Source organism: Nonomuraea sp. NPDC050540, assembly GCF_044457485.1.
Classification (GTDB): Bacteria; Actinomycetota; Actinomycetes; order Streptosporangiales; family Streptosporangiaceae; genus Nonomuraea.
Map to the genome: position 1 here is coordinate 235774 of NZ_JBITHA010000009.1, position 19219 is coordinate 254992.

Annotated in this window: 18 protein-coding genes; 8 read left to right on the top strand and 10 right to left on the bottom strand. The window is 70.4% G+C overall.

Annotated elements, in window-relative coordinates; all coding sequences use genetic code 11:
- Nucleotides 1–40 precede the first annotated feature (40 nt).
- Nucleotides 41–673 carry a DUF305 domain-containing protein gene (locus ACIBI5_RS30115; RefSeq protein WP_397252102.1) on the top strand — a complete coding sequence of 211 codons (633 nt, stop codon included), beginning with the start codon at nt 41–43 and terminating at the stop codon, nt 671–673.
- 56 nt (nt 674–729) lie between these two features.
- Here ACIBI5_RS30115 and ACIBI5_RS30120 read toward each other — a convergent pair whose 3' ends face one another.
- The 3 genes from ACIBI5_RS30120 to ahcY all read right to left on the bottom strand — a co-directional run bounded on the left by ACIBI5_RS30120 (nt 730) and on the right by ahcY (nt 5016).
- Nucleotides 730–2040, bottom strand: coding sequence for an LVIVD repeat-containing protein (locus ACIBI5_RS30120; RefSeq protein ID WP_397252269.1), 1311 nt, complete (start codon nt 2038–2040; stop codon nt 730–732).
- Between the two features lie 148 nt (nt 2041–2188).
- The gene (locus tag ACIBI5_RS30125; protein ID WP_397252103.1) at nt 2189–3421 is read right to left on the bottom strand and encodes an adenosylhomocysteinase; all 1233 of its coding nucleotides are present in this window, start codon (nt 3419–3421) and stop codon (nt 2189–2191) included.
- Nucleotides 3422–3588: 167 nt separating this feature from the next.
- Nucleotides 3589–5016, bottom strand: coding sequence for an adenosylhomocysteinase (ahcY, locus tag ACIBI5_RS30130; RefSeq protein ID WP_397252104.1), 1428 nt, complete (start codon nt 5014–5016; stop codon nt 3589–3591).
- 101 nt (nt 5017–5117) lie between these two features.
- Between ahcY and ACIBI5_RS30135 the strand changes: the two genes are divergently transcribed.
- Genes ACIBI5_RS30135 through ACIBI5_RS30150 form a run of 4 tightly spaced genes read left to right on the top strand, consistent with a single transcriptional unit; the run spans nt 5118 to nt 9671 of the window.
- On the top strand, nt 5118–5489 hold the full coding sequence (locus ACIBI5_RS30135; protein WP_397252105.1) for a MerR family DNA-binding transcriptional regulator: 372 nt from the start codon (nt 5118–5120) through the stop codon (nt 5487–5489).
- Between the two features lie 16 nt (nt 5490–5505).
- Nucleotides 5506–7209 carry an asparagine synthase-related protein gene (locus ACIBI5_RS30140; protein ID WP_397252106.1) on the top strand — a complete coding sequence of 568 codons (1704 nt, stop codon included), beginning with the start codon at nt 5506–5508 and terminating at the stop codon, nt 7207–7209.
- Nucleotides 7210–7214: 5 nt separating this feature from the next.
- Nucleotides 7215–7691, top strand: coding sequence for a GerMN domain-containing protein (locus ACIBI5_RS30145; RefSeq protein WP_397252107.1), 477 nt, complete (start codon nt 7215–7217; stop codon nt 7689–7691).
- A 24-nt stretch (nt 7692–7715) separates the two neighbouring features.
- On the top strand, nt 7716–9671 hold the full coding sequence (locus ACIBI5_RS30150; RefSeq protein WP_397252108.1) for a protein kinase: 1956 nt from the start codon (nt 7716–7718) through the stop codon (nt 9669–9671).
- A gap of 14 nt (nt 9672–9685) precedes the next feature.
- On the opposite strand, the gene ACIBI5_RS30155 is transcribed toward ACIBI5_RS30150, so the two are convergent.
- The 5 genes from ACIBI5_RS30155 to ACIBI5_RS30175 are packed head-to-tail and all read right to left on the bottom strand — an operon-like array spanning nt 9686 to nt 13665.
- Nucleotides 9686–10606 (bottom strand): cation diffusion facilitator family transporter, encoded by a 921-nt coding sequence (locus ACIBI5_RS30155; protein WP_397252109.1) that lies wholly within the window; start codon nt 10604–10606, stop codon nt 9686–9688.
- A 43-nt stretch (nt 10607–10649) separates the two neighbouring features.
- A complete protein-coding gene (locus ACIBI5_RS30160; RefSeq protein WP_397252110.1) occupies nt 10650–11750 on the bottom strand; it encodes a bifunctional phosphoglucose/phosphomannose isomerase in 1101 nt (366 codons plus the stop codon).
- The gene (locus tag ACIBI5_RS30165) at nt 11747–11920 is read right to left on the bottom strand and encodes a Trm112 family protein (RefSeq protein WP_221339873.1); all 174 of its coding nucleotides are present in this window, start codon (nt 11918–11920) and stop codon (nt 11747–11749) included. The genes ACIBI5_RS30160 and ACIBI5_RS30165 overlap by 4 nt, the downstream gene beginning before the upstream one ends.
- The gene (locus ACIBI5_RS30170; RefSeq protein ID WP_397252111.1) at nt 11917–13266 is read right to left on the bottom strand and encodes a phosphomannomutase/phosphoglucomutase; all 1350 of its coding nucleotides are present in this window, start codon (nt 13264–13266) and stop codon (nt 11917–11919) included. The genes ACIBI5_RS30165 and ACIBI5_RS30170 overlap by 4 nt, the downstream gene beginning before the upstream one ends.
- A 30-nt stretch (nt 13267–13296) precedes the next feature.
- Nucleotides 13297–13665, bottom strand: a complete 369-nt coding sequence (locus tag ACIBI5_RS30175) for a DUF3499 domain-containing protein (RefSeq protein ID WP_184957752.1) — start codon at nt 13663–13665, stop codon at nt 13297–13299.
- Nucleotides 13666–13813: 148 nt separating this feature from the next.
- On the opposite strand from ACIBI5_RS30175, the gene ACIBI5_RS30180 reads away from it, so the two are divergent.
- On the top strand, nt 13814–14239 hold the full coding sequence (locus tag ACIBI5_RS30180) for a metallopeptidase family protein (RefSeq protein WP_397252112.1): 426 nt from the start codon (nt 13814–13816) through the stop codon (nt 14237–14239).
- A 70-nt stretch (nt 14240–14309) separates the two neighbouring features.
- Here ACIBI5_RS30180 and ACIBI5_RS30185 read toward each other — a convergent pair whose 3' ends face one another.
- Both ACIBI5_RS30185 and ACIBI5_RS30190 read right to left on the bottom strand, forming a co-directional pair.
- Nucleotides 14310–14570, bottom strand: a complete 261-nt coding sequence (locus tag ACIBI5_RS30185; RefSeq protein WP_184957754.1) for a WhiB family transcriptional regulator — start codon at nt 14568–14570, stop codon at nt 14310–14312.
- Nucleotides 14571–14887: 317 nt separating this feature from the next.
- Complete coding sequence (locus ACIBI5_RS30190) at nt 14888–16867, bottom strand: hypothetical protein (RefSeq protein WP_397252113.1); 1980 nt, start codon at nt 16865–16867, stop codon at nt 14888–14890.
- 166 nt (nt 16868–17033) lie between these two features.
- Between ACIBI5_RS30190 and cofD the strand changes: the two genes are divergently transcribed.
- Nucleotides 17034–17972, top strand: a complete 939-nt coding sequence (gene cofD, locus ACIBI5_RS30195; RefSeq protein ID WP_397252114.1) for a 2-phospho-L-lactate transferase — start codon at nt 17034–17036, stop codon at nt 17970–17972.
- 95 nt (nt 17973–18067) lie between these two features.
- Nucleotides 18068–19186 carry a coenzyme F420-0:L-glutamate ligase gene (locus ACIBI5_RS30200; protein WP_397252270.1) on the top strand — a complete coding sequence of 373 codons (1119 nt, stop codon included), beginning with the start codon at nt 18068–18070 and terminating at the stop codon, nt 19184–19186.
- The last annotated feature ends 33 nt before the right edge of the window (nt 19187–19219 follow it).

The window sequence follows — 19219 nt, forward strand, 5'->3', positions numbered from 1 at the left end:
AGAGTGCGCTTTTACGGCATGGGGTAGTCAGGGAGGCCAGTTGCGCGTCGCGCTCATCGTCGTCATGGGCGCGGTTGTCGCCCTCGCCGGTTGCACCGGTGAGAAGCAGACACCCCCTCGTGCCGACTCCACGGCTCCCGTCATCGCGCCGGGCCGTCCCGGGGAGAGCGCCAAGACGCTGTCGCCCTCCGAGGCCGTCACGGCGGTACCGTCGCCGACGGCCAACGCCTCGGACATCAAGTACATGCAGGACATGATCATCCATCACCGCCAAGCGCTGGACATGTCGGTACTCGCCCCGAACCGGGCCGAGGCGGCCAAGGTCAAGGGCCTCGCCGCGCGGATCAAGGACGCCCAGGGCCCCGAGATCCAGTACATGACCACCTGGCTCCAGGAACAGAGCCAGAAGGTGCCCGAGCACCACGCCCAGCACCAGGGCATGCCGGGCATGGCCACGCCGGAGCAGATGGCGGCGCTCAAGGCCGCCACCGGCAAGGCGTTCGACAAGCTCTTCCTGGACCTGATGATCAAGCACCACCTGGGCGCGCTCACGATGACCGAGCAGGTGCTCAAGGGCGGCTCGCACATCAGGGTCGAGGAGCTGGCCAACGACGTGGGCGTCACCCAGGCGGCCGAGATCCGCCGCATGCAGCAGATCCAGGCAGAGCTCTAGAAGCGCTTCAGCGGGTACGGCCCGCCGGGCCGCGAGCCGTACCCCGGAGAAGGGCCTTACCAGCCGCGCTCGGGATAGCGGGACTGGGTCTGCGCATTGAGCAGGGACTGCTTCACGCGGTTGGCCGGGTTCGTCCGCCGGTCGTCGACCTTGAGCACGTCGAACCCGCGGGCGATCTCACTGCCGTAGATGTAGCCGTTGTAGTAGTACGTGGACCAGTAACCGCCCAGGACGAGCTGCGTCGGGTCGACCGGGCCGCGGTCGTAGAAGGCGATCTCCTTCGGCCGCGAGGAGTCGGTGAAGTCCCACACCGACAGGCCGCCCTGATACCACGCCTGGACCATGATGTCGCGGCCCTTGACCGGCAGCAGCGAGCCGTTGTGGGCGACGCAGTTCTCCTGGTCGGTCTGCGGGCGGGAGATCTTGTAGTAGCTCTTGAAGACCAGCCGGTGGCCGCGGAGCTCGTAGATCGCGTCGGCGCCGCGGTTCGGGGCCTGCGCGGTGGTGCACATGGCCTCGACGCCGCCACCGAGCTCGTCGGTGAAGACGACCTTGTCACCGTCGTTGTTGAACGTGGCCGAGTGCCAGAACGCGAAGTTCGGGTCGGTCGTCCTGGCCTTGATCCGCGGCCGCTCCCGGTCACGGATGTCGAAGATCACGCCATCGCCCATGCAGGCGCCGGCGGCGAGGTCCTTCTCGGCGTAGACGGTGATGTCGTGGCAGCCGCTGGTGGGCAGCAGCAGGCCGGGCTGGGTCTCGTTGCCGCCGTCGGGGAAGACGACCGGGGTGCCCACCAGCGAGGCCGCGGCCGGGTTGGCGAACGGCACCTTCACGACCGAGATCTTGTCGTGCGGCGGCTGGCAGTCGGGGAAGTTGGCGGCGGGCAGGTAGGAGGAGACGTAGACGTAGAAGAACTTCCTGGCGTCGCGCCCTCGCGCGGGCACCAGGGTGTGCGTGTGGGAGCCGCAGTTCGTCTCGACCGACTTGACGTACCTGGGGTTGCTCTTGTCGCTGACGTCGAAGATCCGTACGCCCTCCCAGGACTCCTTGACCGTCGCGCTCTGCGGCGTGCTCTGGCAGGAGTCGTTGTTGCGGGAGGAGTCGACGGAGGTGACCAGGACGTCACCCAGGATCGTCACGTCCATCTGACCGCCCGGACAGCTCACCGAGCTGACGAGCTGGGGCGACTTCGGGTTCTTGATGTTGTAGATGGAGAACCCGTTGAAGTTGCCGACGTAGGCGTAGTCCCCCTGGAAGGCGAGGTCGCTGTTGATGGCCGCACCCGCCGGCAGGTCGAGGTGCGCTTCCAGACGGATGTTGTCGCTCTTGACGACGTCGTCCGCGGCGTTCGCGGGCGTCCCGGCCATGACGGTGGCCAGAGCCAGAGCTGCTATGGCAGCCAGGCGGGAGGATAAGACGGTGATTCTCACCGGAGGCCTCCTACGGATGGAAGTGCCCCGAATTATCCGCCTATCTAGTGATCGAACCCGGGTTTGTCCGGTATCTGTCACACACTCAGGAGCCGTAGCGCCACGAGTGCAGGTACTCCTCCTGCTCGGCGGTGAGCGTGTCGATCTCCACCCCGGTCGCGGCCAGCTTGAGCCGCGCGACCTCCACGTCGATCTCCCCGGGTACGTCGTAGACGCCGGGAGCCAGCCCGAAACGCTCTTTGGCCAGCCAGGCCACGGCCAGCGCCTGGGCCGAGAACGACAGGTCCATGACCGCCGCCGGATGCCCCTCGGCCGCCGTCAGGTTGACCAGCCGCCCCTCGGCCAGCAGCAGCAGGCGGCGCCCGTCGGCCAGCACGTACTCGTCGGTGTTGGGCCGCACCCCGCGGTGCACCTCCACGCCGAGCCCGTCGAGCGCCCGCACGTCGATCTCCACGTCGAAGTGCCCGGCGTTGGCCAGGATCGCCCCGTCCTTCATCACCGCGAGATGCTCGCCCCTGATCACGTCGCGGTTGCCGGTGACGGTGATGAACACGTCGCCGTCCTCGGCCGCCCGCCCCATCCCCATGACCTCGTAGCCCTGGAGCGTGGCGTCCAGCGCCTTGACCGGGTCCACCTCGGTGACGACCACCCGGGCCCCGAGTCCCTTGGCCCGCTCGGCCACACCTCGCCCGCAGTAGCCGAACCCGGCCACGACCACGGTCTTGCCGGCCAGCATGGTGTTGGTGGCGCGCATGATCCCGTCGAGCGTCGACTGCCCCGTCCCGTAGCGGTTGTCGAACATCCGCTTGGTCCGCGTGTCGTTGACGGCGACGACGGGAAAGCGCAGCGCCCCCTCGGCCGACATCTGCCGCAACCGGATGACCCCGGTCGTGGTCTCCTCACACCCCCCGGAGACCTGCCCAAGAAGATCGGTCCGCTCCGTGTGCAGAATGTTGACCAGGTCACACCCATCGTCAAGCACCAGATCAGGCGAAATATCCAACGCTTGATGAATATGCCGGTAGTAGGTACCCCGATCCACCCCAGCCCGCGCATAAACCGAAATGTCATACCCAGCCAGCGCTTCCGCCACATCATCCTGCGTGGACAACGGATTCGAAGCCGCCAACGCGATCCGCGCGCCTCCGGCCCGCAGAGCCCCCATGAGCACAGCGGTCTCGGCAGTCACATGCAGACAGGCCGCGATGGTCAACCCGGAAAGCGGCTTCTCATCATCGAAGCGCGCCCCGATGGCGGTCAGCACCGGCATGGCCCGCGCCGCCCAACTGATCCGCCGCTCCCCCAGCTCCATCGACATCTCCTATGTACGGCGGCGCCCCCGAGACCACCCAGGCGGTCAAGGGGGCGCCGTAGCGGCGAGCACCACGTCCGACGTGAGAAGCGACCCCCACGATCGGCGCCCGCCGGGGTCGGCGGGTGGCGTGGGGGCGGCTTGCCGTGACGCTAAAAGAGACTGAAAAGAAATCAGTAACGATAGTGGTCGGGCTTGTAGGGGCCCTCGACGTCGACGCCGATGTACTCGGCCTGCTCCTTGGTGAGGGTCGTGAGCTTGACGCCCAGGGCGTCGAGGTGGAGGCGGGCGACCTTCTCGTCCAGGTGCTTGGGCAGGACGTAGACGCCGATCGGGTACTCCTCGGTCTTGGCGAAGAGCTCGATCTGCGCGATCACCTGGTTGGTGAAGGAGTTCGACATGACGAAGCTCGGGTGGCCGGTGGCGCAGCCGAGGTTCATCAGGCGGCCCTCGGCCAGCACGATGATGCTGTGGCCGTCAGGGAAGATCCACTCGTCGACCTGGGGCTTGATGTTGTTGCGGACGATGCCCTCGGTCTTCATGAGGCCGGCCATGTCGATCTCGTTGTCGAAGTGGCCGATGTTGGAGACGATCGCCTGGTGCTTCATCTTCGCCATGTGGTCGGCGCGGATGATGTCGAAGTTACCGGTCGTGGTCACGAAGATGTCGGCGATGCCGACGACCTCGTCCAGCGTGGTGACCTGGAAGCCGTCCATGGCCGCCTGCAGGGCGCAGATCGGGTCGATCTCGGTGACGATGACGCGGGCGCCCTGGCCCTTCAGCGCGTCGGCGCAGCCCTTGCCGACGTCACCGTAACCGCAGATCACGGCCACCTTGCCGCCGATGAGCACGTCGGTGGCGCGGTTGAGGCCGTCGATGACGGAGTGGCGGCAGCCGTACTTGTTGTCGAACTTCGACTTGGTGACCGAGTCGTTGACGTTGATGGCCGGGAACAGCAGCGTGCCGTTCTTGAACATCTCGTACAGGCGGTGGACACCGGTCGTGGTCTCCTCGGTGACGCCCTTGATGCGCTCGGCGGTCTTGGTCCAGCGCTTCTCGTCACCGACCGTGCGCTTGAGCAGGTCGATGATGACGTGCCACTCCTCCGGGTCGTTCTCGGTGGCGGAGGGCACGGCGCCGGCCTTCTCGTACTCGGCGCCCCGGTGGACCAGCAGCGTGGCGTCGCCGCCGTCGTCAAGGATCATGTTGGGGCCGTCGCCGCCCGGCCAGGCCAGGGCCTGGTCGGTGCACCACCAGTACTCCTCCAGCGTCTCGCCCTTCCAGGCGAAGACCGGCACACCCTGCGGGTTCTCGACGGTGCCGTTGGGGCCGACGACGACCGCGGCGGCGGCGTGGTCCTGGGTGGAGAAGATGTTGCAGCTCACCCAGCGGACCTCGGCGCCCAGCGCGACCAGCGTCTCGATGAGGACGGCGGTCTGGATCGTCATGTGCAGCGAGCCCATGATCTTCGCACCGCGCAGGGGCTGGGAGGCCGCGTACTCCTTGCGAACCGCCATGAGTCCGGGCATCTCGTGCTCGGCGAGCCGGATCTCCTTGCGCCCGAACTCGGCCAGCGAAAGGTCGGCGACCTTGAAGTCCATCTGGGTTCCCCTCGTATCACGAAGTTGTCGCCTGCGAGTTTAGGCATCAGGTGAAGCCAGTTGCGACTCACAGACCCCGAATCTGACGTAAGAATGTAAGAATGCGGATTACGGAGGCTGCGAAGCGGCTCGGAATGTCGCCCAGAATGCTCAGATACCGCGAAGCGCTGGGCCTTCTGCCCCCGGTCAGGGAGCAGGGTGCTCACCGGCGCTTCGGCGACGAGGAAATCCAGGCCGTCGCCCAAGGCGTGGACCTGGAGCGGCGCTTCGACGTCTCCCCCGCCGAACTGGCCTTCGCGCTGCGCGTGCTGAGCGAGCCGGCGGTCGCCCAGGCCGTGCGTGAGCTGGGCATCCGCATCGGCCGGCTGCAGGCCCCGCGCCGCGCCCTCGACTTCGAGAAGGAGAAGGCGCTCCGCCTTTTGCGAACTTCCGGACATTCCCCCGCATCCAACCCCAGGAAAGGTGATCGCTAGCGCGTCGGGGGGCGTCATGAGGGTTTTCCTGGCAGTTTCGGCACGTCCACACCGCCAGGAGGCCCTGGGCCAAGCGGTCCAGCGTGCCCGCGAGTCGATCGCGGTGACCTTCCCCGTCGCCCCAGAGCGCGTCAGGGCCAGCGAGTGGACGGCCGCGAACGGCGGCGTGCACGTGCTGACCTGGACCAACGAACCCGGCTGGGAACCCTCGTCCGGCCCCGGCGGCATCACCGTCGTCGCCGGGCACCACCCCGGCGAACCCGGCCATGGGCCCGCCGCCGGGCAGCCCGGCTGCTTCGCCCTCCTGCGCGCAGGCGAGCACGGGATCACCGCCTCGACCTCGATCGCACCCGCCGACCCCGTCTACTACGCCGAGACGCCCGACCTGTTCGTCGTGGGAAACCGCGCCCTCCTGGTACGGCTGGCCGCCCACGACGGTGTCCGCTACGACGTGGCCGCCCTGCAGTCCGTGGCCAGGCAGGGCTACTTCCTGTCCGAGGAGACCCCGTACGCCGGGGTGAGCGCCCTGCCGCCGGCCTCGACGCTGGAGATCGGCGACCGGCTGACGGTGACCACCGAGCCACTGCCCGTGGGGCGCGGCCGTACCGGCGCCGCGCAGGTGGCCGAGCGCATGCTGCGGGCGGTGCGCCCCCTGGCCGGCGGCCCGGACCCGGTGCGCGTCACGCTGACCGGCGGCCGCGACAGCCGCCTGATCGCCGCGCTCCTGCACGGGGCGGGCATCCCGTTCCGCGCCTTCACCTCGGGTTTCGACGACCACCCCGACGTGGTGGTGGCCCGTCGGGTGGCCGCCGCGCTCGGTGTGGAGCACGAGGTGACGACACCGGTCCTCACCACCGAGAACGAACTGTCCGTGGTGCACCCGGCCGACCGGGTCCACCACATCCTGCGCGCCTGCGAGGGCATGCTGTCGGCCTACGAGAACATCACCGCCGACGCCCCCTACAGCGACGTCCCCCGGCTGGGCGGGCACAACGGGGAGATCCTGCGCGGCGGCTACCTGTCCGGCATGGAGGAGACCACGCCCGAGGCGATACGCCGGCGCACCGAGACGCTGTTCCTGTCCAACCGCGGCCTGTTCACGGAGACGGCCAACGCCCACGCCGAGGAACTGGCCTGGAGCTCGGACTCCCTCCACGTGCCCGACCACCTGTACGTGCGCTTCCGCGTGGGCCGCTGGCACGCCGCCGCGCGGGCCGCGATGCTGCGCCAGGGCACGCCGGTGCAGCCGTTCCTGGACAACCGGGTGGTCCGCGCGGCACTCGGCATGGACCCGGGCGTACGCCGGTCGGAGCGGCTGGTCCACCGGCTCGTCAGGACGTTCGCGCCCGCGCTGGCCGAGGTGCCTCTGGAGGGCCGGCCGTGGCGCTTCCGCACCGAGGGCCCGCTCGCGCGCTGGCGGCACAGGGCGGCCCGCCACATCACCGCGCCGAAGCCCAAGCCCTGGAACTGGCGGACCGAACCCGGCCGGGAGCTCGCCGAGGAACTGCGGGAGACGATCGTCTCGTGCGCCCGGCTGGGCCAGATCGTCCGCCTGGACAAGGTGCCCGCGCTGTTCGACGGCGGCAGGCTGGTCAAGCCCGCGCTCGTCTGGCATCTGTACACGGTGGCCGGTCTGCTCGGCGCCGATCTCACCGCGCCGGGAACCGCCTCGCGCGGGCGGGTGACAGTGCCAACCAAGCGTCCGCTGATGGCGTCATAACAAGCATGAAAGAGCTGCTGATGGCAGTGGTCCTCGCCATCTCACCCGCGCACGCGGGCACCGCTCAGACCGTCAAGGTCTACTTCTCGAAGGGTTTCGGCATCCCCGGCAAGACCGTGGCCGTGACCCGCAAGGCGCCCGACCGGGGCGTCGCCCGCTTCTCCGTCGAACAGCTGATCAACGGCCCCACCAAGGCGGAGAAGCGCCGGGGCCTCCATTCCGAGCTGGGCGCGCAGATCCGCGGCCGCTCCGACTGCGGCGCCGACTTCCAGCTGAAGATCGCTTCAGGTACGGCGACGCTGCGATTCTGCCGGACCGTCTACGGCCTCGGCGTGGGCGGCGACGCCCGCGTCCTGCACACGATCGGCAAGACGTTGCTGCAGTTCAAGGCCGTGAAGAAGGTCGTGACGCTGGACAAGGACGGCCGGTGTCTGTTCGACCAGACCGACGCCGGGACATCCTGCCTGACCGGGCACGAGTAGCCCGATTCCTCTAATATCCCGTGAATGCAGCCCCTGACGTCTGATGATCCGCAGACGATCGCCGGCTACCGCCTGCGCGGCCGGCTGGGCGACGGCGGTCAAGGCGTGGTCTACCTCGCCGAGGCCGCCGACGGGCGGCAACTGGCCCTGAAGGTGCTGCACACCAGGGGCGACGCGCAGCTGCGCGACCGCTTCGCCAAGGAACTGGCCGCCGCCCAGCGGGTCTCCCCCGCATGGATCGCCCGCATCGTCGACGCCTCACTGGACGGCCCCCGCCCGTACATCGCCAGCGAATACGTGGAGGGTCCCAGCCTCGCCCGCGCCGTCTCCACCGCCGGCCCGTTCGCGCCAGAACCCCTGATGCGGCTGGCCTCCGGGCTCATGATGGCGCTGGCCGCCATCCACCGGGCCGGGATCGTCCATCGCGACTTCAAACCGGCCAACGTGCTGCTCGGACCCGACGGGCCGCGCCTGATCGACTTCGGCGTGGCCCGTGCCTCCGACATGACCGCCACCCCCTCGGGCAACGTCGTCGGCACGCCTCTCTACCTGGCCCCCGAGTCGTTCCTCGGCCACCGCGCCGAGTCGCCGTCCGACGTGTTCGCCTGGGGCGCCGTCGTGTATTTCGCCGCCACGGGCCGCCACGCCTTCCACGCGGCGGAGATCCCCGCCGTCATGCACCGCATTCTCCACGACTCCCCCGACCTGTCGCCGCTGCCGGAGCCCCTGCGCGCCCCGGTGGCCGCCGCCCTGGCCAAGGACCCCGCCGCCCGCCCCACAGCCGCCGGCCTCCTCCTCGAACTCACCACCGTCGGCCACCTCCCGCCCCCACCCCTCGGCAGGCAGGAACCGGCCGAGCCGGTCCCCGCGAAAGCGGCGCCCCGCCAGGAGACGGGCGCCCAGGACCGCGTGGAGACGCCCCGCGGCCGCGTGAGAGCCCGTGGGAGGGCCGTGCGGGTCGTGGGGGCCCTGGTGGGTGTCGCCGCCGCCGTCGGCGGCGTCTTCGCCGTCAGAGCCTTCGACTCCGGTACGGCCGGCACCCCCGGCCCCGGAGTCACCGCCGCCGCCCGGCAGCCCGGCACGGAGCCCCCGCCGGGGAAATCCGCCGGACAGGCCACCGAGACCCCCTCCGCCGCCCCGGCCCGCGAACCGGGCAAGTCCGCGGAACCGGGCACCACCCGGCCCCCGACGGCCGGGCCCGCCTCGCCGTACCCGAAAGAGCGGACCACCGGGAACGTGCGGATCTACTACAACCTCCCCCGGGCCGCGCACGCCGCCCGCGCCGCCAAGCTGGTCGCGGCCGGGTTCCAGCCGACGTCGCTGAGCCTGGCGCCGGGCGAGCGGTACACGGCGGTGTGGGTGAAGCGTCAGGGGCCGGCGCCGCGGCTGTTCCACGGCCTGAACCCGGACGCCGCCAAGCGCTACCTGACCCGCGCGATGGCCGCCGGCTACCGGCTCAAGCTGATCGCGGGGCTGGGCGCGTGGGAGAACGCCACGTACGCGGGTGTGATGGTCAAGCAGGACGGCGCCGCCGTCAACCACAGCTTCTGGCGGATGACCAAGGCCCAGTTCCAGGACAAGCTCCGCCACTACCAGGACCGCGGCCGCATGACCCTGCGCTGGGTCTCGGCCTACGGCCCCGCGAGCGACCGCCGCTACGCCGCCGTCTGGGAGCCCAACGTGGACACGGCCGGCTGGCGGGCCACCGTGGACCTGGGCTGGGCCCAGCACAAGCGCGCCTACGACCGGCTGCACGCGCGGGGCTACCGCCCGACGATGGTGGCGGCCACCCCGGATCGCAGGTACAGCGCGGTGTGGCGCAAGGAGAGCAGCGCCTACTTCCACTACGGCGACCTCACCCCGGACGCCTACCGCACCAAGCTCCGCCAGATCGCCCCGAAGGGCTACTACCCGGCGGCCCTGCAGGTCTCGGGCACCGCCGACCACCCGTTCTTCACCGCGGTCTGGGCCCCCGAGTAGCGGGGGCCCGCGCGTCACACGGACGGGGTGCGGTCCAGGTCCGGCTCCAGGTAGATGACGCGGGCGATCGGCACCGCCGCGCGGATGCGCTGCTCCGCCTCGTCGATGCCGCGTGCCACCTCGGCCGCGGTGTCGTCGTGCTCGACCGCGATCTTGGCGGCGACCAGCAGCTCTTCCGGCCCGAGATGCAGCGTGCGCATGTGGATCACGCGGGTGACCTCGGGGGCGTTCTCCAGGGCGGACCTGATCTGCTGCTCGACGTCGGGCGAGGCGCCTTCACCCAGCAGCAGCGACTTGGTCTCGATGGCCAGGATGATCGCGATGATGCCGAGCAGCACACCGATCATCAGGGTGCCGACGGCGTCCCAGACCGGGTCGCCGGTGATCGCCGCCATCGAGACGCCGAACAGCGCGAAGATGAGGCCGAGCAGCGCGCCGAGGTCCTCCAGCACGATGACCGGCAGTTCGGGCGACTTCGAGCGGCGGATGAACTCCACCCAGCCCTGCTTGCCGCGTACCGCGTTCGACTCCTTGATCGCGGTGCGGAAGGAGAAGCTCTCGGCGATGATCGCGAAGATCAGCACGCCGATGGCCCAGCTGAGGTTCCCCAGCGGCTCATGCGAGCCCAGCTTGTGGATGCCCTCGTAGATCGAGAAAGCCGAGCCGATGGTGAACAGCACCACGGCCACGACGAACGCGTAGAAGTAACGCTCGCGGCCATAGCCGAACGGGTGCTCCTTGGTCCGCTCCCGCTGCGCCCGCTTGCCACCGATCAGCAGCAGGGCCTGGTTGCCCGAGTCCGCGACCGAGTGGATGGACTCCGCCAGCATCGAGGACGAGCCGGTGAAGACAAAGGCCACGAACTTGGCCACGGCGATGGCCAGGTTCGCGGCCAGAGCCGCGACGATCGCTTTGGTACCGCCACTCGCGCTCACTGCGAATCTCCACTCATAGGGTCGATCAGATCAATCCCGGATCTTATTGGGAAATCCTCGCCTTAAGTTCTGTGATCGCTGTCACTGGGGTCGGATCGATGCCGTAGCCGAGCGCGAGGTAGGTGCTGGCGAAGTCGCCGAGGGCGATGAGGGAGGCCAGCCGTTCGAGCGGATGAGCGCCCTCGGCCGTGAGTTCGGTGACCGCGACGTCGCGGTCCCGCGCCATCCGGACCGACGCCTCGCGCCGCCGCGTGACCTGCGGGTGCTCGTCGGCGTCCCGCATCATCACCAGCCGCAGCGACCGCCCGGCCTCGTCGGCGAAGATGTCCCGCTTGGCCAGCGGGCCGTCGAAGGCGACCACCTGGTTGTGGTTGGCCTCGGGCAGCTCGCCGAAGACCGCGGGGTACTTGGCGTTCTCGTTGAGCTGGCAGGCCAGCCGGTACGCCGCCACCCCGCTCACCCGCGACGAACCCCAGATCATGGGCACGCTCTCGGCCAGCTCCATCGCCAGCTGCTTACCCGGGTTGATGAACGACTCACTGGAGGGACGGCAGCGGTGCGCGATGTCCTCCAGCGACTTCGCCACGCCCTCGATCAGCGCCTCGTCCACACGCGCCAGCCCCAGCCCCGCCGCGGCCACGATCAGGGGTACGGCCAGCAGCCACACGTTGGCCCGCGGCTGCCCGGCCGCCCGCACCGGCACGAAGATGCCGCCGGCCTGCCTGGCCACCGACTCCACCGGCGAGTCGGGAGCGGCGACGGCCACGAGCGTGCAGCCGCGCCTGACCGCCTCGGTCGCGGCCGACAACGTCTCCTCGGTACGCCCCGAGGCCGACACCGCGATCACCAGGTCGGTAGCACCCACCCAGCCGGGGAGCTGGTAGGAGCGGACGGTCAGGATCGGCAGCGGCGCGCCCTGGCCGGCGACGGCCGCCAGGATGTCACCGACGATCGCCGAGCCGCCCATGCCCACGACCACGACGGCTCTCGGACGGCCCCGCAACTCCGCGAGGCCGGCTTCGGACGCGGCGCGCTGCCCCATCCGTACCTGCGCGGCGGAGGCGGCGACCGCCAGCAGCATGCCGCCGGGATCGTTGTCGGTAAGGAATCGCTGGTCATCGAGCCGGTCGGACTCCCAATTCACGGAGTCCTGGCCTCGTCGACCAGCAGGACGGGGATGTCGTCGCGTACCGGATAGACGCGACCGCATCCGGTGCAGGCCAGCTCGTCGGCTTCCGCCTCGGCACGCAGCGCGGACTTGCACGCCGGGCAGGCCAGGATTTCGAGCAGCCAGTCGTCGATCTTCACTTTCAACTCCTTACGACGGCGAGGACCTCGTCCCTGATCGCCGTCATCTTGCCTTCGTCGGCCGCTTCTGTGTTGAGCCTGAGCAGCGGCTCGGTGTTGGACGCACGCAGATTGAACCACCAGCCGGAGCCGCTCACGGTCAGCCCGTCGAGCTCGTCGAAGGTGCCCCGGCCGCCGAACGTCTCGCGGACCCTGGCCAGCGCACCCGCCTGGTCGGCGACGGTGCTGTTGATCTCACCGGAGGCGTGGTAGCGCGAGTAGGCGGCCACGACCTCCGACAGCGGGCTCGCCTGCTCCCCGAGAGCGGCCAGCACGTGCATGGCGGCCAGCATCCCCGAGTCGGCGAACCAGAAGTCGCGGAAGTAGTAGTGGGCCGAGTGCTCCCCTCCGAAGACGGCGCCGGTGGCGGCCATCTCGGCCTTGATGAAGGAGTGGCCCACGCGGGTGCGTACCGGCACGCCGCCGTGCTCGCGGACGATCTCCGGCACGCCCTGCGAGGTGATCAGGTTGTGAATGATCTTGGCGCCCGGGTGTTTGGCCAGTTCGCGGGCGGCGACCAGCGCGGTGACCGCCGACGGCGAGACCGAGCGGCCCCGCTCGTCGATCACCCAGCAGCGGTCGGCGTCGCCGTCGAAGGCCAGGCCGAGGTCGGCGCCGGTCTCGATGACCGCGCGCTGCAGGTCGACCAGGTTGGCCGGCTCCAGGGGGTTGGCCTCGTGGTTGGGGAAGGTGCCGTCGAGCTCGAAGAAGAGCGGCGTCACCTCGATCGGCAGGCCCTCGAAGACCGCGGGCACCGTGTGGCCGCCCATCGCGTTGCCGGCGTCGACCACGACCCGCAGGGGCCGGATCGCGCGCAGGTCGACCAGCCCGCGCAGGTGCGCGGCGTAGCCGCGGAGCAGGTCCTTCTCGGTGACCGAGCCGCGGGTCGCGCCGGGCTCCAAGCCGGCGGCGAGCAGTTCGGCGGCGCGGTCGCGCACGGCGGTGAGCCCGGTGTCGGAGCCGACCGGCACGGCGCCCGCGTGGCACATCTTCAGGCCGTTGTAGCGCGCGGGGTTGTGGCTGGCGGTGAACATCACGCCGGGCAGGTCGAGGCTGCCGCTGGCGTAGTAGAGCAGGTCGGTGGAGCCGAGCCCGGCGTCGATCACGTCGGCCCCGCGCCCGGTGGCGCCCCGGATGAAGGCTCCGGCCAGCGCGACTCCCGAGGTGCGCATGTCCCGCGCCACGACCAGCGACGTCGCGCCGGTCACGTCGACGAAGGCCGCCCCCACGGCTTCGGCGATCGGCTCGTCCAGCTCGTCAGGCACCACGCCGCGTACGTCGTAGGCCTTGAAGATCTTGGCGAGATCGCCCACTCCTGCTCCTAGGTCGTCGTTGAGACGAGCCTACCGGTCGCCGCGTTGCTGCTGGGCGGAGCGGAGCACGCGCAGGTGACCCCGGCGGCCGACCTCGACTCCCTGGCCGACGGGTTCGGTGCCGGAGGGGCTCGGCCTGGCCGCTTCCCTGACGGCGTTGGCGAGCGCTTCGAGATCGTCCGAGCTGGGTGAGGCGCCGTCCGTGGGCAGCCGCACCACCTCCCAGCCGCGGGGGGCGGTGAGCCGCTCGGCGTGCTCGGCGCACAGGTCATAGCAGTGCGGCTCGGCGTACGTCGCCAGAGGGCCGAGAACAGCGGTCGAGTCGGCGTATACGTACGTGAGCGTGAAGACGGCAGGCTGGCTGCAAGCGGTGCGGGAACAGCGGCGGACGGGGCTCACGGAGGGACCGTATCTGGTAAGAGTCCGAGGCGCCACTATCTGAGCGCTCTTAACGAGCGTGTCGCCACAATTCGGACACCTGTCGCAGGCTTTACACCCACCTGTACCAATGCTGCAGTACGGCGGCCGCTCCTCGTAAACTGTGCGGATGACTCCACGACGCCGTGACCGCCACGGTCGCGGCCTTCGAGGCCCGCTGGCTCCCTCCCACGTGCCCATCGCGAAGTCCAGGGGCGAGCGCTTCGACGACTTCGTCCTGGACGCCGTCGAGCGCCTCAAGCCGCGCTGGGGGGCGCAGCTGGCGGCGGTGGAGTTCGCGGTCGAGGAGGTGCCGCCGCTGAGCGAGCTCGGCGACGGGCCGGGCCGCTCGGGCCCGATCCCGTTCGGCCGCGCCGAGCCGGCCCGCGGCGCCCAGCCCGCCTCCGTGGTGGTCTACCGCCGCCCGCTGGAGGCCCGCTCGCGCGACCGGGAGACGCTGGGCGCCCTGGTGCACGACACGGTGGTGGAGCAGGTGGCGTTCCTGCTCGGCCGTTCGCCCGACGAGGTCGATCCGGGCTTCGACAGCCACGGCTGACCCGCAGCCCACGAGAAACGGCGAGGGGCCACGCGGACGATGCCGCGTGACCCCTGAACCGGATATTCGCCTATACGGCCTGGCGCTTGATCCGCCGACGTTCCCGCTCGGACAACCCTCCCCAGATGCCGAACCGCTCGTCGTGTTCCAGCGCGTATTCCAGGCACTCGGCTCGGACCTCACACGTCCGGCAGACCTTTTTGGCCTCGCGTGTGGAGCCGCCCTTCTCCGGGAAGAACGCCTCCGGATCCGTCTGCGCACACAGTGCGCGCTCCTGCCAGCCGAGTTCTTCCGCATCAAGCTGGTCCTGTGCGATGACCAGATCGGTCACTGCGCACCTCCCTGCCGCCCGCCCGCAATGGAGCCCCCCATGAACGCCTTCCTTATTACCCACCCACAGGAAGGCGTAACAACATGGTTGTAATTACACGCGCGTGCCGTACGTGACGTCAAGCGGCATGCCGGTATCCGGGGAAAGACCAGATCTCGCCCCGGTGTGTTTGGCATGTGATGTTCGCGCCCGGTGGTTTCCATGAACCATGGCCTTGACCTGGCGTGTTCCGCGATCTCAGCGGTCGAAACCGTACCAGGGCGGGATTGACCCCCGCCCGTGGCCCACCTTCTCTCTAGCCGTGCTTTGTCAGTTCATTACCTGCGAGGCTCGTTGGGGGTGTATATGGCGGTGGGATCGATCGGGTCGTCCCCCTGCCTGGGCGGGTCGTTCAGCGCGTCGCCGCCGCGGAACATCGACTGGTCGAGCCGGACGGTCGACTCGGCCGGCGACTCACCGCCGTTCCAGCCGGGCTGGTAAGCCTGCTGCGGCTGCTGCAGCGCCGGGGGTTGCTGCTGGGGGTGCCCGAACGGGTCGTCGTAGGGGCCCGCCTGTCCCGTGTAGTCCGGTACGCGCAGGTCAGGTGCGGTGCCGGCGGTGGAGTGCTGGTAGTGCTCGGCCTGCTGGTAGGCGTCGAGCAGCTGCTGGGAGCGCGGGTCGACGGGCGGGTCCGGCTCCTGGTAGTGCTGCGGCTGGGCGTACTCCTGGCCCGGCGAGCCGGTGAACGGCCGGCCCTGCTGCTCGAAGGCGGGCGGGCGCTCGTAATACGGCGTGCCCGCCTGACCGTCCTGGGGCGGCGCGTACGGGTTGGGGGCGTCGGCCGCCGGGGCGTAGGGGGTGGGCTCCGGCGGGGCGAAGGAGCTCGGGGTGGCGTAGGCGTCGTGGGCGCCCGGGTTCTGCGGCGGGGCGTACGGGTTGGGGTCGGGGGCGGTGTACGCGCCGGACTGGGGCTGCTGGTGGTAGACGTCCGGCTGGCTGTCGGCCGGGACGTAGGGGGCCGGGGTGTAGCCGGAGTCGGGCATCGTCTCCGACGGCGTGTAGCCGCCCGAGGGCGGCACCGTGTCGGCGGGGGCGTAGCCGCTGCCGGGGGGCGGCGCGGTGTCGACCGTGTTGTAGCCGTTCTGGGCGGGGGGCGGCTCCGGCGCGTAGACGTTGGGGGTGTCCTGCGAGGAGTAGCCGGGCGTGGTGTACGCGCCGCTCTGAGCGGGCTGGGCGTATTGCGGCTCCTGGCCGTACTGCTGTGGCTCCTGGCTGTAGGGCTGGGGGTCTTGGCTGTAGGGCTGGGGGTCCTGGTTGAACTGCTGGGGCTCCGGCTGCGCGTATTGCTGGGGCTCGGGGGCGGCGGGGAGCGCGGCCCTGGGCTGCGGCGCGGGCGGCTCGGGGGCGGCGGGCCGCTGGAAGCCCTGGTACGCCTCCTGCTCGGCCCCGAAGCCCTGCTGGCCGAAGGACTGGCCCGGCTCGGACTGGGCGAAAGGCGGCTGGCCGTACTGCTGGCCGGGGTCGGGCTGGGCGTGGCCGGGCTGCTGGCCGGGGTCGGCGGCGGCGAAGCCCGGCTGGCCGAAGCCCTGCTGGCCGGTGCCGGGCTGGCCTTGGCCGTATCCGGGCTGGGCGTACGCGGGCTGCTGGCCGGACGGGGGCTGCTGGCCGAACGCCTGGCCTGGGGCCGGCTGGGCGAAGGCCTGGCCGGAGGTGGGCTGCTGGGCGTACTCGGGCTGCTGACCGTATTCGGACTGAGCGTATTCGGGCTGGCCGAAACCGGGCTGCGGAGTGAAGCCGGGCTGCTGGGCGAAGCTCTGCTGGCCGTACCCCTGAGGCTGGCCGAAGCCGGGCTGCGGCGAGAACGTCGTCACGGGACGGCGCGCGGGCAGGGCCTGCGGCATGAGGTAGAGGGCCGCCAGGACGGTCAGGGCGAGGGTGGGCAGGCCGGTGAGGAGGAGTTCGACGATGGAGCGGAAGCCGTTGCCCGCGAAAAGGGCGACGAACAGCGCCAGGACCCCGAACAGCGCCATGGCCGACAGCGTGATCGCCGCGGTCATCGTGACCGGTCCCGCGGACTTGGCCGTGGGGCCGACCTTGGTCAGCAGCAGCACCGCGCCGACCAGCAGCGCGATCGTCACCGGGCTGGTCAGGCTCGAGAAGTAGATGGCGCCGCGCTCGGTGAGGCCGATGCTCGATCCGTAGGCACCGTCTCCGCCGATCAGAAACCGGCCCACGGCCACCAGCGTGGACGTGACGCCGGCAGCCAGCATGATCCAGGCAGCCGGCTCTTTCAGCCGGGCGACGTCAAGTTTGCTCACAACTACCCCCATCGAGCCCTTTGGCCCGCAGTGAGTTTGCCACATGACCGACTTACGCGGCGGGGAACCCAGGAGGCTCATTCCTCACATGTCCCTCATTGCGAGGATTTTTCTGGCATGGGGAGGGGTAAGACTGACCTCTGGGACAGATGGAAGACTGGGTGACATGCACATCGTGTCCCTCGCCGGCGGCATCGGCGGCGCCCGTTTCCTGCGTGGCCTGCGCGCCACCGCCCCCGACGCCCAGATCACCGTCATCGGCAACACCGGCGACGACATCACCCTCTTCGGCCTGCGGGTCTGCCCCGACCTGGACACCGTGATGTACACGCTGGGCGGCGGCATCAACGAGGAGCAGGGCTGGGGCCGGGAGAAGGAGACGCACACGGTCAAGGAAGAGCTGGCCGCGTACGGCGTGGAGCCGCAGTGGTTCGGGCTCGGCGACCGTGACTTCGCCACCCACATCGTGCGCTCGCAGATGATGGAGGCGGGCTACCCGCTCTCGCAGATCACCGAGGCGCTGTGCGCGCGCTGGCGGCCGGGGGTACGGCTGCTGCCCATGAGCGACGACCGCTGCGAGACCCACGTCGTGATCACCGACGAGCAGGGGCGGCGGGCGATCCACTTCCAGGAGTGGTGGGTCAAGCTGCGCGCCTCGATTCCGGCCGAGTCGATCGCCCTGATCGGCGCCGACACCGCCCGGCCCGCGCCCGGCGTCCTGGAGGCGATCGAGGAGGCCGACGTGGTGATCCTCCCGCCGTCGAACCCGGTCGTCAGCATCGGCACGATTCTCCAGGTGCCCGGCATCAGGGACGCGCTGCTGGCCAAGACCGTGGTGGGCGTCTCCCCGATCATCGGCGGCGCGCCCGTGCGCGGCATGGCCGACGCGTGCCTGACCGCCATCGGGGTGGAGACCAGCGCCCAGGCGGTACTGGAGCTCTACGGGCCGGACCTGATCGACGGCTGGCTGGTCGCGCCGGAGGACGACGGGGTGGCCGTGGACGGCATCAGGGTCCAGTCCCGTCCCCTGATCATGCACGACGCCGACGCGGCCGCCGACATCGCCCGCGCCGCCCTCGACCTCGCCCTGGACCTCAACCGATGACCACCCCCGGAACCCCGGCCCCTCGACCAGCGCACCCGGCAGGGCCCACCCCCGAAGAAGCTGTCCCAGGAAGGGTTTCCCCAGAAGGGGTTTCCCTGGAGGCGGGTGTTCCCGAAGAGGTTCGGGTGTCGCCGGTTCTGGGGTTGCCCGATGTGCGCCCCGGTGACGACCTGGCCGGGTTGCTCAAGGGGGCGGATCTGCGGCCGGGTGACATCGTGGTCATCACCTCGAAGATCGTCAGCAAGGCCGAGAACCGCCTGCGGCACGCCCCCGACCGCACCGCCGCCATCGAGGAGGAGACCGAGCGCGTCGTGGCCAGGCGCGGCGACATGGTCATCGCCCAGACCCGCCACGGCTTCGTCATGGCCGCCGCGGGCGTGGACAACTCCAACGTCGCCCCCGGCACGGTCCTGCTCCTGCCAGAGGACAGCGACGCCTCCGCCCGTCGCATCCGCGCCGGCCTCCCCCACGGCGTGGGCGTGATCATCTCCGACACGTTCGGCCGGCCGTGGCGCAACGGCCTCACCGACGTGGCCATCGGCGCCGCCGGCGTGCTCCCCCTGGAGGACTTCCGCGGTGGCGAGGACGCCTACGGCAACCCGCTCAACGCCACCGTCACCGCCCTGGCCGACGAGATCGCCGCGGCGGCGGAACTGGTCAAGGGCAAGCTGGCGGGCGTCCCCGTCGCGGTGGTGCGCGGTCTGGCGCACCTGGTGACCGCGGAGGACGGTCCCGGCGTGCGCCCGCTGATCCGCTCCGCCGACGAGGACCTCTTCCGCTACGGCTCCCGCGACGTGGTCCCCGCCCGCCGCACCGTCCGCGACTTCACCGACGACCCGGTCGACGCGTCCCTGGTACGGCAGGCCGTCGAAGCCGCCTTCACCGCCCCGGGCGCCGAGCACACCCGGTTCGCCCTGGTGGAGTCGCCGGCCGTACGGGAGAAGCTGGTGAACGCCCCGTACCTGGTGGTGCCCTGTGTGACCGAGCCGGGCGAGCCGGCGGCGGCCAGGGCCGGCGCGGCCGTGCAGAACCTGTTGGTCCAGCTCGCGATGGAGGGACTCGGTTCGGCGTGGCTGCCGGTGAGCGGCGGGGAGGAGATTCTGGATCTTCCCGAGGGCTGGCGGCCGATCGGTCTGGTGGCGGTGGGCCACCCCGCCGAGACCCCCGCGGACCGGGAGCCCCAAGATTTTGCGGCCCGCATCGTGCTGCGCTGATCTGACTTCTCCCAGCACTTAGGGGTAAAGCAG

What these genes read in the sequence shown, in the direction of transcription:
- ACIBI5_RS30135 (WP_397252105.1), top strand. Translation starts at nt 5,118, where the DNA reads ATGCGGATTACGGAGGCTGCGAAGCGGCTCGGAATGTCGCCCAGAATG.
- ACIBI5_RS30120 (WP_397252269.1), bottom strand. Translation starts at nt 2,040, where the DNA reads ATGGCCGGGACGCCCGCGAACGCCGCGGACGACGTCGTCAAGAGCGAC.
- ACIBI5_RS30145 (WP_397252107.1), top strand. Translation starts at nt 7,215, where the DNA reads ATGAAAGAGCTGCTGATGGCAGTGGTCCTCGCCATCTCACCCGCGCAC.
- ahcY (WP_397252104.1), bottom strand. Translation starts at nt 5,016, where the DNA reads ATGGACTTCAAGGTCGCCGACCTTTCGCTGGCCGAGTTCGGGCGCAAG.
- cofD (WP_397252114.1), top strand. Translation starts at nt 17,034, where the DNA reads ATGCACATCGTGTCCCTCGCCGGCGGCATCGGCGGCGCCCGTTTCCTG.
- ACIBI5_RS30150 (WP_397252108.1), top strand. Translation starts at nt 7,716, where the DNA reads ATGCAGCCCCTGACGTCTGATGATCCGCAGACGATCGCCGGCTACCGC.
- ACIBI5_RS30125 (WP_397252103.1), bottom strand. Translation starts at nt 3,421, where the DNA reads ATGTCGATGGAGCTGGGGGAGCGGCGGATCAGTTGGGCGGCGCGGGCC.
- ACIBI5_RS30180 (WP_397252112.1), top strand. Translation starts at nt 13,814, where the DNA reads ATGACTCCACGACGCCGTGACCGCCACGGTCGCGGCCTTCGAGGCCCG.
- ACIBI5_RS30140 (WP_397252106.1), top strand. Translation starts at nt 5,506, where the DNA reads ATGAGGGTTTTCCTGGCAGTTTCGGCACGTCCACACCGCCAGGAGGCC.